Origin of the sequence: Microbacterium sp. MM2322, from assembly GCF_964186585.1 — a bacterium.
Taxonomy (GTDB): domain Bacteria; phylum Actinomycetota; class Actinomycetes; order Actinomycetales; family Microbacteriaceae; genus Microbacterium.
This window is the reverse complement of record NZ_OZ075067.1, coordinates 1065949-1081767: the sequence shown is the minus strand read 5'-3', so window position 1 is coordinate 1081767 and position 15819 is coordinate 1065949. Positions and strand designations below refer to the sequence as shown.

At 63.7% G+C, this 15819-nt stretch carries 11 protein-coding genes and 3 rRNA genes; all 14 read right to left on the bottom strand.

The window, feature by feature from the left end; translation table 11 throughout:
• Window positions 1-79 precede the first annotated feature (79 nt).
• Window positions 80-1774 (bottom strand): DNA repair protein RecN, encoded by a 1695-nt coding sequence (gene recN, locus ABQ271_RS05260; protein WP_349310453.1) that lies wholly within the window; start codon window positions 1772-1774, stop codon window positions 80-82.
• Complete coding sequence (locus ABQ271_RS05255; RefSeq protein ID WP_349310452.1) at window positions 1771-2691, bottom strand: NAD kinase; 921 nt, start codon at window positions 2689-2691, stop codon at window positions 1771-1773. Before ABQ271_RS05255 ends, recN begins: the two co-directional genes overlap by 4 nt.
• Window positions 2688-3494 carry a TlyA family RNA methyltransferase gene (locus tag ABQ271_RS05250; RefSeq protein ID WP_349310451.1) on the bottom strand — a complete coding sequence of 269 codons (807 nt, stop codon included), beginning with the start codon at window positions 3492-3494 and terminating at the stop codon, window positions 2688-2690. The genes ABQ271_RS05255 and ABQ271_RS05250 overlap by 4 nt, the downstream gene beginning before the upstream one ends.
• The gene (locus ABQ271_RS05245; protein WP_157681063.1) at window positions 3491-3655 is read right to left on the bottom strand and encodes a hypothetical protein; all 165 of its coding nucleotides are present in this window, start codon (window positions 3653-3655) and stop codon (window positions 3491-3493) included. Before ABQ271_RS05245 ends, ABQ271_RS05250 begins: the two co-directional genes overlap by 4 nt.
• Window positions 3656-3711: 56 nt before the next feature.
• Window positions 3712-4743, bottom strand: coding sequence for an HAD-IIA family hydrolase (locus ABQ271_RS05240; RefSeq protein WP_349310450.1), 1032 nt, complete (start codon window positions 4741-4743; stop codon window positions 3712-3714).
• Window positions 4743-5528 carry a hypothetical protein gene (locus ABQ271_RS05235; RefSeq protein ID WP_349310449.1) on the bottom strand — a complete coding sequence of 262 codons (786 nt, stop codon included), beginning with the start codon at window positions 5526-5528 and terminating at the stop codon, window positions 4743-4745. Before ABQ271_RS05235 ends, ABQ271_RS05240 begins: the two co-directional genes overlap by 1 nt.
• A 47-nt stretch (window positions 5529-5575) precedes the next feature.
• Window positions 5576-6721 (bottom strand): hypothetical protein, encoded by a 1146-nt coding sequence (locus ABQ271_RS05230; protein WP_349310448.1) that lies wholly within the window; start codon window positions 6719-6721, stop codon window positions 5576-5578.
• A 142-nt stretch (window positions 6722-6863) separates the two neighbouring features.
• Window positions 6864-6980: ribosomal RNA gene (gene rrf / locus ABQ271_RS05225) — 5S ribosomal RNA — on the bottom strand.
• Window positions 6981-7078: 98 nt separating this feature from the next.
• Window positions 7079-10184: ribosomal RNA gene (locus tag ABQ271_RS05220) — 23S ribosomal RNA — on the bottom strand.
• Window positions 10185-10574: 390 nt separating this feature from the next.
• Window positions 10575-12097, bottom strand: a 16S ribosomal RNA gene (locus ABQ271_RS05215).
• Together the 16S, 23S and 5S rRNA genes form the textbook arrangement of a ribosomal RNA operon.
• 588 nt (window positions 12098-12685) lie before the next feature.
• Window positions 12686-13999 (bottom strand): tyrosine--tRNA ligase, encoded by a 1314-nt coding sequence (gene tyrS / locus ABQ271_RS05210; protein ID WP_349310447.1) that lies wholly within the window; start codon window positions 13997-13999, stop codon window positions 12686-12688.
• Between the two features lie 32 nt (window positions 14000-14031).
• On the bottom strand, window positions 14032-14382 hold the full coding sequence (locus ABQ271_RS05205) for a VOC family protein (protein WP_349310446.1): 351 nt from the start codon (window positions 14380-14382) through the stop codon (window positions 14032-14034).
• A gap of 38 nt (window positions 14383-14420) precedes the next feature.
• Window positions 14421-15116: a hypothetical protein gene (locus tag ABQ271_RS05200; protein ID WP_349310445.1), complete on the bottom strand. Its 696-nt coding sequence runs from the start codon at window positions 15114-15116 to the stop codon at window positions 14421-14423.
• Complete coding sequence (locus ABQ271_RS05195) at window positions 15113-15754, bottom strand: SatD family protein (protein ID WP_349310444.1); 642 nt, start codon at window positions 15752-15754, stop codon at window positions 15113-15115. The genes ABQ271_RS05200 and ABQ271_RS05195 overlap by 4 nt, the downstream gene beginning before the upstream one ends.
• Between the last annotated feature and the right edge of the window lie 65 nt (window positions 15755-15819).

Sequence of the window (15819 nt, the reverse complement as noted above, 5' to 3'; positions counted from 1 at the left end):
TCTATCAGCCCTCTCGCGTGCCCGGTCCGGCGCCCGCCCCGGTGGTCGCTCAGAGGCGTGTCGCTCAGACGCGTGTCGCTCAGCGAGCCCGGCCGAGGGCGAGCAGTTCGCGCGCATGGTCGAGGGCGGCATCCGAGTCGGCCATCCCCGACAGCAGGCGCGCCATCTCGGCTGCCCGCTCCTCGCCCTCGAGGCGGCGGACGCTCGACGCCGTGACGGAGCCGTCGTTCGACTTCACGACCGACAGATGGTTGCCGGCGAACGCGGCCACCTGCGCGAGGTGGGTGACGGCGATGACCTGGCTCGTCTCGGCGAGCTTCGCGAGTCGCCGGCCGACCTCGATCGCCGCGGCGCCGCCGATACCGGCATCCACCTCGTCGAAGACGAACGTCGGAACGGGGTCGGTCGCCGCGATCACCACCTCGATCGCGAGCATGACGCGGCTGAGCTCACCCCCGGACGCACCGCGCGCCACGGGTCGCGGGCTCGCTCCGGGGTGCGGGGCGAGCTGGATCGTGACGACGTCGCGGCCGTGAGCGGCCTCCGGACCGGGTTCGACGGCGACCGTCAGTCGCGCATCGGGCAGCGCGAGGTGGCGGAGCTCTTCGGTCACGGCTTCACCGAGACGGGATGCCGCCGCTCGCCGCGCATCCGTCAGCTCGGCGGCTCGCGCATCGAGGTCGTCGCGGAGCCGGTCGCGGTCTGCGGTGAGCCGTTCGATCCGGTCGCTGTCGTCATCGAGTTCGACGAGACGCGCGGACCCGGTGGCGAGAAGCGTCAATGCCTCATCGAGCGATCCGTGGACCCGGATGAGGGCACCCAGCACGGCGCGACGTCCCTCGACGGCAGCAAGCTCGTGGGGGCCGCCCTCGTCGAGGTCGGCGAGGTAGCCGCTCAGGTCGCCCGCGACGTCGGCCACGCGGTACCCGAGCTCCTCGATCGCCGCGGCGTGCCCGCGGAGCACCTCATCGGAACCGGCAGCGCGCTCGAGAGCGCGGCGGGCCTCGGCGAGGAGAGCCTGCACATCGGGCAGGTCGTCCTCGTTCGAGAGAGCCGTGTGGGCGGTCGCTGCCGCGATCCGCAGTTCCTCGGCGTTCGCCAGGCGGTCCGCGCGCTGCGCGAGCTCGACGTCCTCCCCCGGCTGCGGGTCGACCGACTCGATGTCGGCGATCGCCGCGCGGAGCTCGTCCGCCTCGCGGGCGCGGGCGCTCTGCTCGGTCGTCAGGGTCTCGAGCTCAGCGGCGGCGGTGCGCCAGGCATCCCACACCTCGCGGTAACGCGTGAGCGCTTCAGCCACCGGGGCGCCGCCGAAGCGGTCGAGCGCCTCGCGCTGCGCGGTGGCGGACGTCAGCCGCAACTGGTCGGACTGGCCGTGGACCACGACGAGCTGGTCGGCGAGATCGGCGAGCACGCCCGCGGGTGCGGTTCTGCCGCCCACCGTGGCCCGGCTGCGGCCTTCGCTCGACAGCGTGCGGCCGAGGTAGAGCTCCGCTCGTCCGTTTCCGATGGGTTCGACGTCGCCCCCGGCATCCCGCACTCGGTCCACGATCGGTCCGTCTTCGGGGACGATCCACACACCGTCGACCGCGGCCTGATCCGCGCCGGCGCGCACCGCGCCCGAATCGGCGCGCTGCCCGAGCAGAAGCCCCAGCCCCGTGACCACCATCGTCTTTCCCGCACCGGTCTCACCCGTGATCGCCGTGAAGCCCGCGCCGATCGGCAACGTCGCCCCCGCGATCACGCCGAGATCGCGAAGGCGGATCTGCTCGATCACAGTGCTGTCTCCGCGCCGCCGCGCCAGCCGGCGATGGGGAGCTGGAACTTGCGCACGAGGCGGTCGGTGAACGCGGACCGGTGCAGACGGGCCAGGCGCACCGGACGCCCCGACCGCCGCACGATGACGCGTGCGCCGGGCGGAAGGTCATGAGAACGGCGCCCATCGCACCAGAGCACGCCGAGACCCTGATTGCGCTCGAGGACATCGATCGAGACAGCGGTCTCGGGGCCGAGGACGACAGGGCGCGCGAAGAGGGCGTGCGCGGACAGCGGCACGAGGCAGAGTGCCTGCACCGACGGCCAGACGACAGGTCCGCCTGCCGAGAAGTTGTAGGCGGTCGATCCGGTAGGGGTCGCGACGACGACGCCGTCGCACCCGAAGGATGACAGCGGCCGGTCGTCGATCTCAATCATGACTTCGAGCATCCGCTCACGGGACGCCTTCTCGACGGTCGCTTCGTTGAGCGCCCAAGTCGAGTACACGAGGCCACCGGCGGAGTCACGGACCTCGACCGACAGCGTCATCCGCTCATGGATCTCGTAGTCGCGCGCGAGTGCCCGCCCGATCGCCTCGTCGAGGTCATCCGCCTCGAGCTCCGCGAGGAACCCGACGTGTCCCATGTTGACGCCGAGAAGGGGCACGGATGCCGCCCGCACCAGCTCCGCCGCGCGGAGGATCGTGCCGTCGCCGCCGAGGACGATGGCGACCTCGATGTCGGAGACGTCGACGCCGCCCTCGCCGAGGACGACGGTGTCGAGGTCGCCGAGGACCGCGGCGAGTTCGGGGTCATCCCCCGGAACGACCGGTTGGAGGCCGGCATCGTGAATGGCCGCGACGACGCGCCGGGCGCCTGCGACGGTGTTCTCGCGCAGCGCGTGCGCCACCACGAGGATGTTGCGCGTCGCGTCGGTCATGCGGCTCCCGCCAGTCGGTTCACGGTGTCCAACCATTGTGTCGGATTCACGTCGTCGCTCGTCCCGGGACGGAGATGTGCGAGGAACTCGCGATTGCCGTGGGTTCCCGCGATCGGGGACGCGATCACGCCGTGAGTGCCGAGGCCGGCATCCCAGGCCGCCCAGAGGACGGTGGCGACGGCGTCGGCCCGGCGCCCGGCATCCGTCACCAGTCCTTCTCGGACGCCGGTGCGTCCGACTTCGAACTGCGGCTTGATCAGCAGCACGAGATCGCCGCGGGGATCGCAGACCGAGGCCGCCGCGGGCAGGACGTGAGTGAGGGAGATGAAGGAGAGGTCGCCGGTGACGAGCGAAGGAACGTCTGCCGAGCCGCTCGCCTCTGCGAGAGACGTCGGTGTCATGTGCCGCACGTTGAAGCCTTCGACCGAGATGACCTCGGGGAGCCCGGCAACCTCCGCGGAGAGCTGGCCGTGCCCGACGTCCACAGCGAGTACCCGGGTTGCGCCGCGCTCGACGAGGACCTGGGTGAACCCTCCCGTGGAGGCGCCCATGTCGAGGGCGACGCGTCCAGACGGGTCGACGTCGAAGGCGTCGAGGGCGGCGATGAGCTTGTGCGCAGCGCGGCTCACGTAGTGATCGGATGCCGCGACCTCGATCACCTGATCGTCGCCGACCTTCACGGAGGACTTCACCACGGGGTGCCCGTCGACGCTCACCAGGCCGGCATCGATGAGTTGCGCCGCGTGCGTGCGGCTACGCGCGAGCCCGCGAGCGGCGACAGCCGCGTCGAGGCGGGTGCTCATGCGTTCGGGTCGCGTGGACCCGATTCGAGGCGCTTGGCCAGCTCATCGTGGAGCAGTGCGTAGGCCGCGGCCCGCTCCCCCAAGGGCTGGTCCTCGATGACCTCGAGCGTTGAGAGGAGATCCTCCCGGCGCGCGTCGCCGTCCGCAGCATCCATCGACATGATCCCCACCCTACGCGGCCCCGCGGACGCGGGTCGTGAGGGGGAGCGCGCCGTGATCAGCGGCGGTGGAACGGGTCGGCGTACAGGCGCTCCGGCACACGGAAACCGTAGATCGCGCGACCGGTGGCCCAGATGGCAGCTGCGCCGGCACGGACGAGGTCGACGGGGCGATCCCCCTCCGAGACGATGTGCACGTCAGGTCCATCGATCCGCACAGAGGCGCCGCCGACCGTGGTCACATCGCCCTTGACGATCGTCTCGGGGTACGGCTCGTGGAGTTCCCGCAGGTCGCCGACGATGTACGTCGGACGCGAGACTGTCGGTGCCGCAAGGACGTGCTTGGGCCGATCGATTCCCGTGAGCACGAGGACCGATTCGATTCCGGCTGCCTGAGCGCCGGCGATGTCGGTGTCGAGCCGGTCGCCGATGAAGAGTGGATGCTGCGCCCCGAACCGCGCGACCGCTTCGTCGAAGATCGGCCGTTCGGGCTTTCCCGCGACGGTCGCAAGGCGACCGACGGCGGTGTGGACCGCGGACACGAGCGTGCCGTTACCCGGTGCGATGCCGCGAGACTGCGGGATCGTCCAGTCGGTGTTCGTCGCGATCCACGGGATGCCCCCCTCGTCTTCGGGCAGCGCGAGGGCGTAGGCGGCTTCGGCGAGCTGTGCCCAACCGACTTCGGGTGCGAAGCCCTGGACGACGGCCGCAGGCCTATCGTCTGCGCTCCGCGTCACCGCGTACCCCGCCTTCTCGAGCTCGAAGACGAGTCCGTCCCCGCCGACGACCAGGATCGTCGCACCGGCCGGCACCTTGTCGCGCAGAAGTCGGACCGCAGCCTGGGGGCTCGTGACCACTTCGCGCGGCTGCGTCTCGAGACCGAGGTCGGTGAGATGCGCCGCCACGACGCTGTCACGCCGCGAGGCGTTGTTCGTGATGTAGGCGAGCGGCCGCTGAGCGCGGGACGCTGTCAACGCTTCGACGGCGTGCGGGATCGCGGAGTCACCGGCATAGACGACGCCGTCCAGATCCGCGAGGACCAGATCGACGCCGTCCAGCGGAGTGGGCCGAGAGCGGGAGAAGAGTCCCATCAGGCGCGATCCTCCGGGCCGTCCTCCCGATCGGATGCCGGCGTCTCGGCGGTTTCGGAGGCATCCGGGCTCGCCGACGCAGCGGCATCCTTCTCGCCGTCGAGTTCGTCGACGGCCGAAACCTCGGCGTCGAACTCGGTTTCGAGCTCGCCCTCGGCTTCGTCGTCGATCTCGGTCTCATCGTCGTCGATCTCGTCGTCGCCCTCAGGCTCCTCATCGATCTCGATCTCGTCGATTTCATCGACCTCGATCGTCTCCGTGTCAGCGTCGATCTCTCCGAGCGCAGCCTCCGCGACATCTGCACGCCGCTGCCACTTCGCTGCTTCGTCGACCTGACCGAGCTCTTCGAGAACAGCCGCGCGCGCGGCGAAGAGGCCCGGGCTCCACGGATAGGCGGTGTCGGGATCGAGTTCGGGGATGTCGAGTTCCTGCAGGGCGCGGTCAGTCTGCCCCAGGTCTAGACGGGCGCCCGACATGGCGATCGCCAACTCGACGCGCACGTCCGTGGGAAGCGCTGCGCGGTCGACAGCGCGGCCGACCTCGAGGGCGCGATCCGGTCGCCCGACGCCGCGCTCGCTGTCGACCATGAGGGCGATCTGGTCGTCTCGACCGGAGATGCGACGGAACGTCCGCAGTTCCCGCAGAGCCAGCGCGAAGTCCCCGACTGCGTAAGCCGTGATCGCGACTGTTTCGCGGACGACTGCGATTCGGCCTGCGCTCCGGGATGCCGCCAGTGCGTGCTCGTGTGCCAGTGCCGGGTCGTCGTCGATGTGCAGTGCTGCCATCGCGAGGTGCCGAGCGACCTGCTCGGCATTGTCCTTGCTCAGTGTCTTCAGCTCGTTGCGGGCTGCCCCATTGAGGTCACGAGCTGTGATCTCGTCAGGTACGACCGGACCTGCCGGCATGCTGCGGCGGTCCGAATCCTGGGGCGGGCGAGACGATCGGCGGTCGCCGTCACGGCTCGGGTACGACGGCCGGTCCCCGTCCCGGCGCGGGTAAGAGGGGCGGTCCCCGTCCCGACGCGGGTAAGAGGGACGGTCCCCGTCCCGCTTCGGATACGACGGACGATCGCCATCCCGCTTCGGATACGAGGGGCGATCTCCGTCCCGACGCGGATAGGACGGCCGGTCTCCGTCGCGCTTCGGGTACGACGGACGATCGCCGTCGCGACGCGGGTACGACGGACGGTCTCCGTCGCGCTGCTCGTACGGACGGCGTTCCCCATCCCGCTTGGGATACGAGGGACGGTCACCATCGCGACGCGGATACGACGGACGATCGCCATCCCGCTTCGGATACGACGGACGATCGCCATCGCGACGCGGATACGACGGACGATCGCCATCACGCTTCGGATACGACGGACGATCGCCGTCGCGACGCGGGTACGACGGACGATCGCCATCACGACGCGGGTACGACGGACGATCGCCATCACGACGCGGGTACGACGGACGATCGCCATCACGACGCGGGTACGACGGACGATCGCCGTCGCGACGCGGGTACGACGGACGATCGCCATCACGACGCGGGTACGACGGACGATCGCCATCACGACGCGCGGACGAGGGACGGTCACCGTCACGCCGTTCATACGGACGGCGTTCCTCATCACGCTTCGGGTTCGACGAGCGGTCCCCGTCACGCTTCGGGTACGACGGACGGTCCCCGTCACGCTTCGGGTACGACGGACGATCTCCGTCACGTTTCTCGTACGGACGGCGTTCTCCATCCCGCCGCGGGTACGACGGTCGGTCGCCATCGCGACGCGGATACGAGGGCCGATCGCCACCACGGTTCTCGTTGGGACGACGATCCCCATCACGCTGCGGACGGTCACCATCACGCTTCGGATACGAGGGACGCTCCCCGTCGCGACGGGGAGCCGAACTCCGTTCGCCATCGCGACGCTCAGATGCACCGCGATCGCGATCTCCACGATCCGGGCGGGCGCGGTCGCGCGATCGATCGTCACGCGAGCTCGAGGAAGCAGGCGTGAACTTCCGCTTACCGCCCGACTTGTCAGGGCGCTTCTCGTCAGTCATCTTCTCTGTCCTCCTGCATACGCGTTAACGAGAAATGGCCACCCAACTTTGGGTGGCCATTTCACGAAAGAAGTCCGGCGGTGTCCTACTCTCCCACAGGGTCCCCCCTGCAGTACCATCGGCGCTGTGAGGCTTAGCTTCCGGGTTCGGAATGTAACCGGGCGTTTCCCTCACGCTATGGCCGCCGAAACACTATTGATGTTTCAATCTGCACAACGATTAAACGTTATGCGGTTCTCGACCGTACATCGAGAACCACTCAGTGGACGCAAGCACCTAAACGGTGTGTTATCAAGTCATCGGCTTATTAGTACCGGTCAGCTTCACGTGTTACCACGCTTCCACATCCGGCCTATCAACCCAGTAGTCTGGCTGGGAGCCTCTCACCCGAAGGTATGGAAATCTCATCTTGAGGCCGGCTTCCCGCTTAGATGCTTTCAGCGGTTATCCATCCCGAACGTAGCTAACCAGCGGTGCTCTTGGCAGAACAACTGGCACACCAGAGGTTCGTCCAACCCGGTCCTCTCGTACTAGGGTCAGATCCTCTCAAATTTCCTACGCGCGCAGCGGATAGGGACCGAACTGTCTCACGACGTTCTAAACCCAGCTCGCGTACCGCTTTAATGGGCGAACAGCCCAACCCTTGGGACCTACTCCAGCCCCAGGATGCGACGAGCCGACATCGAGGTGCCAAACCATGCCGTCGATATGGACTCTTGGGCAAGATCAGCCTGTTATCCCCGAGGTACCTTTTATCCGTTGAGCGACAGCGCTTCCACAAGCCACTGCCGGATCACTAGTCCCGACTTTCGTCCCTGCTCGACCTGTCAGTCTCACAGTCAAGCTCCCTTGTGCACTTACACTCGCCACCTGATTGCCAACCAGGTTGAGGGAACCTTTGGGCGCCTCCGTTACTTTTTGGGAGGCAACCGCCCCAGTTAAACTACCCACCATGCACTGTCCCTGAACCGGATTACGGTTCGAAGTTAGATATCCAGAGTGACCAGAGTGGTATTTCAACAATGACTCCACGGTAACTGGCGTCACCGCTTCAAAGTCTCCCACCTATCCTACACAAGCCACACCGAACACCAATACAAAGCTATAGTAAAGGTCACGGGGTCTTTCCGTCCTGCTGCGCGTAACGAGCATCTTTACTCGTAATGCAATTTCGCCGAGTTCGCGGTTGAGACAGTTGGGAAGTCGTTACGCCATTCGTGCAGGTCGGAACTTACCCGACAAGGAATTTCGCTACCTTAGGATGGTTATAGTTACCACCGCCGTTTACTGGGGCTTAAATTCTCAGCTTCGCCTTGCGGCTAACCGGTCCTCTTAACCTTCCAGCACCGGGCAGGCGTCAGTCCGTATACATCGTCTTGCGACTTGGCACGGACCTGTGTTTTTAGTAAACAGTCGCTACCCACTAGTCTCTGCGGCCTCCACGCCCTTTCGGAGTAAATCCTAATAAGCGGAAGGCCCCCCTTCTCCCGAAGTTACGGGGGCATTTTGCCGAGTTCCTTAACCACGATTCTCTCGATCTCCTTGGTATTCTCTACCTGACCACCTGAGTCGGTTTGGGGTACGGGCGGCTTGAACCTCGCGTCGATGCTTTTCTTGGCAGCATAGGATCACCCACTTTTTATCCGCATCGTGTCTCAGCCTATGTGAGAGACGGATTTGCCTATCTCTCGGCCTACGCACTTGCCCCGGGACAACCATCGCCCGGGATGGGCTACCTTCCTGCGTCACACCTGTTAATACGCTAGCCGCACCAGAACGGGGTCGAGCGTTAGACCGGCCGGCTTCACCCCGAAGGGATCCACTCAGCCGGGTTAGGACTCTTAGCACCACTGGATTAGCTTGGGCGGTTCTTCGCCGGTACGGGAATATCAACCCGTTGTCCATCGACTACGCCTGTCGGCCTCGCCTTAGGTCCCGACTTACCCAGGGAAGATTAGCTTGACCCTGGAACCCTTGGTCTTTCGGAGGACGTGTTTCTCACACGTCTTTCGCTACTCATGCCTGCATTCTCACTCGTGTAGCCTCCACGGCTGGTTCACACCGCCGCTTCGCTGGCCACACGACGCTCTCCTACCCATCAACACGGCTGGACCACGAAGGCCTACCAATAATGTCAATGCCACAGCTTCGGTGGCGTGCTTGAGCCCCGTTACATTGTCGGCGCGGAATCACTTGACCAGTGAGCTATTACGCACTCTTTCAAGGGTGGCTGCTTCTAAGCCAACCTCCTGGTTGTCAAGGCAACTCCACATCCTTTCCCACTTAGCACGCGCTTTGGGACCTTAGATGGTGGTCTGGGTTGTTTCCCTCTCGACTATGAAGCTTATCCCCCACAGTCTCACTGCTGCGCTCTCACTTACCGGCATTCGGAGTTTGGCTGACGTCAGTAACCTTGTAGGGCCCATCGGCCATCCAGTAGCTCTACCTCCGGCAAGAAACACGCAACGCTGCACCTAAATGCATTTCGGAGAGAACCAGCTATCACGAAGTTTGATTGGCCTTTCACCCCTATCCACAGCTCATCCCCTCAGTTTTCAACCTAAGTGGGTTCGGTCCTCCACGACGTCTTACCGTCGCTTCAACCTGGCCATGGATAGATCACTTCGCTTCGGGTCTAGGACATGCGACTGAATCGCCCTATTCAGACTCGCTTTCGCTACGGCTACCCCTCACGGGTTAACCTCGCCACATATCGCTAACTCGCAGGCTCATTCTTCAAAAGGCACGCTGTCACCCCTACTAAGGAGGCTCCAACGGTTTGTAAGCAAACGGTTTCAGGTACTATTTCACTCCCCTCCCGGGGTACTTTTCACCTTTCCCTCACGGTACTTGTCCGCTATCGGTCATCTGGGAGTATTTAGGCTTATCAGGTGGTCCTGACAGATTCACACGGGATTTCTCGGGCCCCGTGCTACTTGGGATACTCTTCGCGTCAAGAGAGGCATTTCGACTACGGGGTTGGCACCCTCTATGACCCGCCTTTCAATGCGGTTCGTCTATACCTTCTTGTAACGCCGACAGATCGGCAGAACTGTCTGAAAAGTCCCACAACCCCGAATACGCAACTCCTGCCGGATATCACACGTACTCGGTTTAGCCTGTTCCGGTTTCGCTCGCCACTACTAACGGAATCGCGGTTGCTTTCTCTTCCTGTGGGTACTGAGATGTTTCACTTCCCCACGTTCCCTCTACCCGCCCTATATATTCAGGCGGGAGTCACTAGGTCGGCACGCCGCCCAGCGGGGTTTCCCCATTCGGACACCCTCGGATCAAAACTTGCTTATCAGTTCCCCGAGGCTTATCGCAGATTGCTACGTCCTTCTTCGGCTCCAGATGCCAAGGCATCCACCGTTTGCTCTTAAAGACTTGAAATCACATGAGTTGAATCGTCAATCGAAATTGACTAATGATCTTTAAGATCATCTTTCTGAACCGATCAAAGATCAGTTCAAAGATGCTCGCGTCCACTGTGTAGTTCTCAAAGTACGGGCGGTACCCTCCCCACGCCGGCAACACCGACATAGAAAAGGCCCTGAGGTTCGTCATGCCACAACCCGAAGGTCACAACACATCCGGTCCCTCAGGACCCAACAGCGTGCATGTGCAAGAAGCCTTACCCCGAACCGTTCCAGACCCGAAGGCCGTACTGAATTCGAAGGTCACCCTCCCACACCTCGTCAAATGTTCCACCCATGAGCTCCCAGCGAGAACATTCGTCTCGATCTGGGTTCTGGAAGACCGAAGTCTTCAGATGCTCCTTAGAAAGGAGGTGATCCAGCCGCACCTTCCGGTACGGCTACCTTGTTACGACTTAGTCCTAATTACCGATCCCACCTTCGACGGCTCCCTCCACAAGGGTTGGGCCACCGGCTTCAGGTGTTACCGACTTTCATGACTTGACGGGCGGTGTGTACAAGACCCGGGAACGTATTCACCGCAGCGTTGCTGATCTGCGATTACTAGCGACTCCGACTTCATGAGGTCGAGTTGCAGACCTCAATCCGAACTGGGACCGGCTTTTTGGGATTCGCTCCACCTCGCGGTATTGCAGCCCTTTGTACCGGCCATTGTAGCATGCGTGAAGCCCAAGACATAAGGGGCATGATGATTTGACGTCATCCCCACCTTCCTCCGAGTTGACCCCGGCAGTATCCCATGAGTTCCCACCATTACGTGCTGGCAACATAGAACGAGGGTTGCGCTCGTTGCGGGACTTAACCCAACATCTCACGACACGAGCTGACGACAACCATGCACCACCTGTTTACGAGTGTCCAAAGAGTTGACCATTTCTGGCCCGTTCTCGTATATGTCAAGCCTTGGTAAGGTTCTTCGCGTTGCATCGAATTAATCCGCATGCTCCGCCGCTTGTGCGGGTCCCCGTCAATTCCTTTGAGTTTTAGCCTTGCGGCCGTACTCCCCAGGCGGGGAACTTAATGCGTTAGCTGCGTCACGGAATCCGTGGAATGGACCCCACAACTAGTTCCCAACGTTTACGGGGTGGACTACCAGGGTATCTAAGCCTGTTTGCTCCCCACCCTTTCGCTCCTCAGCGTCAGTAACGGCCCAGAGATCTGCCTTCGCCATCGGTGTTCCTCCTGATATCTGCGCATTCCACCGCTACACCAGGAATTCCAATCTCCCCTACCGCACTCTAGTCTGCCCGTACCCACTGCAGACCCGAGGTTGAGCCTCGGGATTTCACAGCAGACGCGACAAACCGCCTACGAGCTCTTTACGCCCAATAATTCCGGATAACGCTTGCGCCCTACGTATTACCGCGGCTGCTGGCACGTAGTTAGCCGGCGCTTTTTCTGCAGGTACCGTCACTTTCGCTTCTTCCCTGCTAAAAGAGGTTTACAACCCGAAGGCCGTCATCCCTCACGCGGCGTTGCTGCATCAGGCTTTCGCCCATTGTGCAATATTCCCCACTGCTGCCTCCCGTAGGAGTCTGGGCCGTGTCTCAGTCCCAGTGTGGCCGGTCACCCTCTCAGGCCGGCTACCCGTCGACGCCTTGGTGAGCCATTACCTCACCAACAAGCTGATAGGCCGTGAGCCCATCCCAGACCGAAAAATCTTTCCAACTGCTGACCATGCGGTCGCAGCTCATATCCAGTATTAGACGCCGTTTCCAGCGCTTATCCCAGAGTCAGGGGCAGGTTGCTCACGTGTTACTCACCCGTTCGCCACTGATCCACAGAGCAAGCTCTGCTTCACCGTTCGACTTGCATGTGTTAAGCACGCCGCCAGCGTTCATCCTGAGCCAGGATCAAACTCTCCGTAAAAGAAAAATACTGACAACGACCGGAATAGGCCGAAGCAGCGAGTTTGAACTGACCAAACAGATAAATCATTGCTGACTATCTAATGCCGACTTCCCGGAAGAAGCCGGACTTTGATCCAAAGGAATCTCACCCAGCCGAAACTGGGTAGAGGTTATTTGGCATTTGACAAGTGCACGCTGTTGAGTTCTCAAGGATCGGATGCTCCCACACCACCCACAAGGGCTTCGTAGTGAGGCAACCTCTCTACTCTTCGCTCGACTCCCGTACGGGACGGCATGCAGCAACCAGAAGGTCGTACAGGCTCATCACCACGGGGCTTCGAGGTGGAGTCCCCATCCTAGACCACAAGGCCTTGTTCTCTCTAGGAGAGGTTTGGGATGGATTTTGTTCTCCGCTTGAGGGGGCCGGAGGCCTTTCGGACTCTCGCTCTTCCCTGTGGGGCGAACAAGTAATAAGTTACGCGGCTGCCAGGAGTCGGGCAAATCACGCCCGCATCCCGGGCGTGTCGCGTGGTGCACGAGCCCTGACGAACGGCGACGGCCGCCCACTCTCCGGGAGAGAACGGGCGGCCGTCAGGCGAGTGGCCGGTCAGGCGACGAAGACTCCGGCGAGGGTCTTCTTGCCTCGCCGAACCACGGAGACTCCGCCCGGCAAGGTCCCGGACACCATGTACGTGTCGTCCGCGATCTTCTCGCCGTCCACGCTCACGCCCCCCTGGGCGATCGCTCGCCGTGCCTCACTCGCACTCGGGACGAGTGCGGTGTCGATCAACGCTTGAACGATTGGGACGGGCTGTTCCGCCACCACGTGCGGAAGCTCGGAGAGAGCGGACCGGAGGGTCGCCGCATCCAAACTGCGGAGATCCCCCTGCCCGAAAAGAGCTTCGGTCGCGGCGATGACGGCCTCCGTCGCCTCGAGGCCATGGACGACGGCACACACCTCGAGTGCGAGGCGCTTCTGAGCTGCCCTCCGAAAGGGTTCGGTTTCGACGAGGCCCGCGTACTCCTCGATCTTTTCTCTGGTGAGGAACGTGAAGATCTTCAACCGCTGGACGACGTCCGCGTCCGCCGTCGATAGCCAGAATTGGTAGAACGAGAACGGGCTCGTCAGCTCAGCGTCGATCCAGATCGCATTGCCCTCGCTCTTGCCGAACTTCGTGCCATCGCTGTTGGTGATTAGCGGAGTGCCGATCGCGTGCACGCTGACCCCCTCGACGCGATGGATGAGGTCCGTTCCGCTCGTGAGGTTGCCCCATTGGTCCGATCCGCCGGTCTGGAGAACGCAGCCGTACTGGCGGAAGAGCTCGAGGAAGTCCAGTCCCTGCAGGATCTGGTAACTGAATTCCGTGTAGCTGATGCCGGCATCCGAGTTGAGCCGGGCGGCGACGGCATCCTTCTTCAGCATGGTGCCGACGCGGTAGTGCTTTCCGATCTCTCGAAGGAAGTCGATCGCGGACAGCGGCGCCGTCCAGTCGAGGTTGTTGACCATCCGAGCCGCGTTCTCCCCGTCGAAACTGAGGTAACGCTCGATCTGGCTACGGAGCCGTCCTACCCAGTCGGCGACGGTCTCTCGCGAGTTGAGGGTGCGCTCCGCTGTCGGACGAGGATCGCCGATGAGCCCCGTCGATCCCCCCACGAGTCCGAGGGGATGGTGTCCGGCGAGTTGTAGACGTCGCACGGTCAGCAACTGCACCAGATGCCCGAGGTGCAGCGACGCCGCCGTCGGGTCGAATCCGCAGTAGAACGTGATGGGGTCGCCACCGAGAAGCTCCCGCAGCGCCCCCTCGTCGGTCGACACGTGCACAAGGCCGCGCCAGACGATCTCGTCCCATACGTTCTCGAAGGACGGGTCGTTGGCGGGTGCGAGGGCCGTCACTTCGACGCTCGGAACGGTTTCAGACACGCCTTCCAGGCTACCAGCGGGGTCCGGGCGGATCAGTCCGGTGACACCTCGTCGTAGAGGCCGATCACGTTGCCCTCCGAATCGCGGAGATAGACCCAGCGCGAGCGCTCGGTGAGCGGCTGGATCTCCCCCACCTGCTCACCGCCGGCAGCGACGGCGAGTGCGACGGTGTCCTCGATTCGGTCCACGGTGAAGACGACCGTCGGGTGCGGCACGACATCCCGGACGTGAAGGTCGCCGTTGGCGCCCTCGCCATCGGGCTGTGTGATCGTCCCCATCTCCTCGCCCCAGGGGGTGTAATCGAAGCCGAGGACGTCTTTGTAGAAGGCCTGCGCCCGATCGATGTCATCGACGGGAATCTCGAAGTGCTCCATTTTCGCCATGCCGAGAGACAAGCAGATAAATCTCGGGGCGGCAAGGATCAGGTGGACGTCCCCCACCAGAGCAAGAAGGCTGCGCCGAGCGCCGACGCCCAACTGACGAGGCTGCCGATGAGGAAGTACTCGGCGCGCGTGCCGAGATCGGTGTCGCGGGAGATCTCCGGGAACCGCACGATCCCCTTCGCGGCGAGGACGGCGGCGAGCAGCGTGAATGCTCCCGTCACGGTCAGGGCGAACACCAGCACCCGTTCGAGCGGCCCGATGAGGCGGCCGCCCTTAAGCACGGTCGGCGCATCCGACGCGACATCGCCGCCCCGGAGTGCGGATCGGACCACGACGTTGCCGGACTCTGTCAGGAAGACGAGCGTCCCGACAACGAAGACGCCGACGTCGAGACTGACGGCACCCAGCGGCGAGTCGACCGGCCAGAGCGCTCCCAGCGGGCCTTGATCGGCGCGGACACCTTCGAATGCGACGGCGCCGAGTGTCACAAGTGCAACGCCGACGATCGGCCACAGGCCCGACCGCCCCACGGTGGAACCCGGGGTCGCGACGACCCACAGCACGGCGACGCCCACAGCGACGAACGCCCAGATCGCGGCATCTGCTCCGGCGGAGCCGATCAGGACAGCGAGGACCGCGAGTGCATAGCTCGGCACACGGAGACGTGCCGGGACGTGCAGGCGAATGAGATCTGCGAGGCCGACCGCCAGCAGGACGATCCCGGCGCCGATCACGGCAGATCCTTGACCAGGTCGGCGAACCCCGCGACGAGCGCGGCCGAGCCGGCACTCGCGAGAGCCTGTGAGACCGCCGGTTGGGTGATTCCCTCGGCATCCGCCAGTTCGCGCTGGGTGCGCCCGAGGCACCTGCCGTACGTGAGGCGGCGACTGCGGTCGCTCATCGAAGCGACGAGCTCGTCGCGGGCGAGGACGTAGGCGTTGGCGTACGCGATGCGTTCGAGCATGACGGCATCCTCTCCCTCCGCGGCGGCGATCCTCGTGCGTGCCCGCGGCACGGCGCGGTCCTGCAGACGGTGAGCCTCGTCGATCGCGGCACGCGCAGCCCACCAGCCGGGCCCGTCGGTGATGGTGTCATCAATGGGGTCGACATCTCCGACGCCGAGCCCGAACCGCAGGTGCACGCCGTCCGGGAGGCGCAGCTGAACCAACAGGAGCGAGGTCAAGGCGGCCGCGAGATCGGGGTAGACGGCCTGGAACTCGTCGCCGACGGTCGCCGTCATGGGAGATGTCGTCACCGGGTGGTCGGCATGTACCTGATGAGCGGTCGCGACGATCGAGCGCTGCGCTCCCGCGCGATCGACGAGATCGCGCGAGCCGACGATGTCGGCGATCACAGCGACACGGGGAGTCATGACAGGAAGAGTACGGCGGTTATGTCTCCCGCGCAATAAGACTTTTGCTTATTGTCTTGCGGATA

Coding starts and splice junctions, on each gene's coding strand:
- ABQ271_RS05245 (WP_157681063.1), bottom strand. CDS start 3,655: ATGTCGATGGATGCTGCGGACGGCGACGCGCGCCGGGAGGATCTCCTC.
- ABQ271_RS05255 (WP_349310452.1), bottom strand. CDS start 2,691: ATGACCGACGCGACGCGCAACATCCTCGTGGTGGCGCACGCGCTGCGC.
- ABQ271_RS05205 (WP_349310446.1), bottom strand. CDS start 14,382: ATGGCGAAAATGGAGCACTTCGAGATTCCCGTCGATGACATCGATCGG.
- ABQ271_RS05240 (WP_349310450.1), bottom strand. CDS start 4,743: ATGGGACTCTTCTCCCGCTCTCGGCCCACTCCGCTGGACGGCGTCGAT.
- ABQ271_RS05195 (WP_349310444.1), bottom strand. CDS start 15,754: ATGACTCCCCGTGTCGCTGTGATCGCCGACATCGTCGGCTCGCGCGAT.
- ABQ271_RS05250 (WP_349310451.1), bottom strand. CDS start 3,494: ATGAGCACCCGCCTCGACGCGGCTGTCGCCGCTCGCGGGCTCGCGCGT.
- ABQ271_RS05235 (WP_349310449.1), bottom strand. CDS start 5,528: ATGGCAGCACTGCACATCGACGACGACCCGGCACTGGCACACGAGCAC.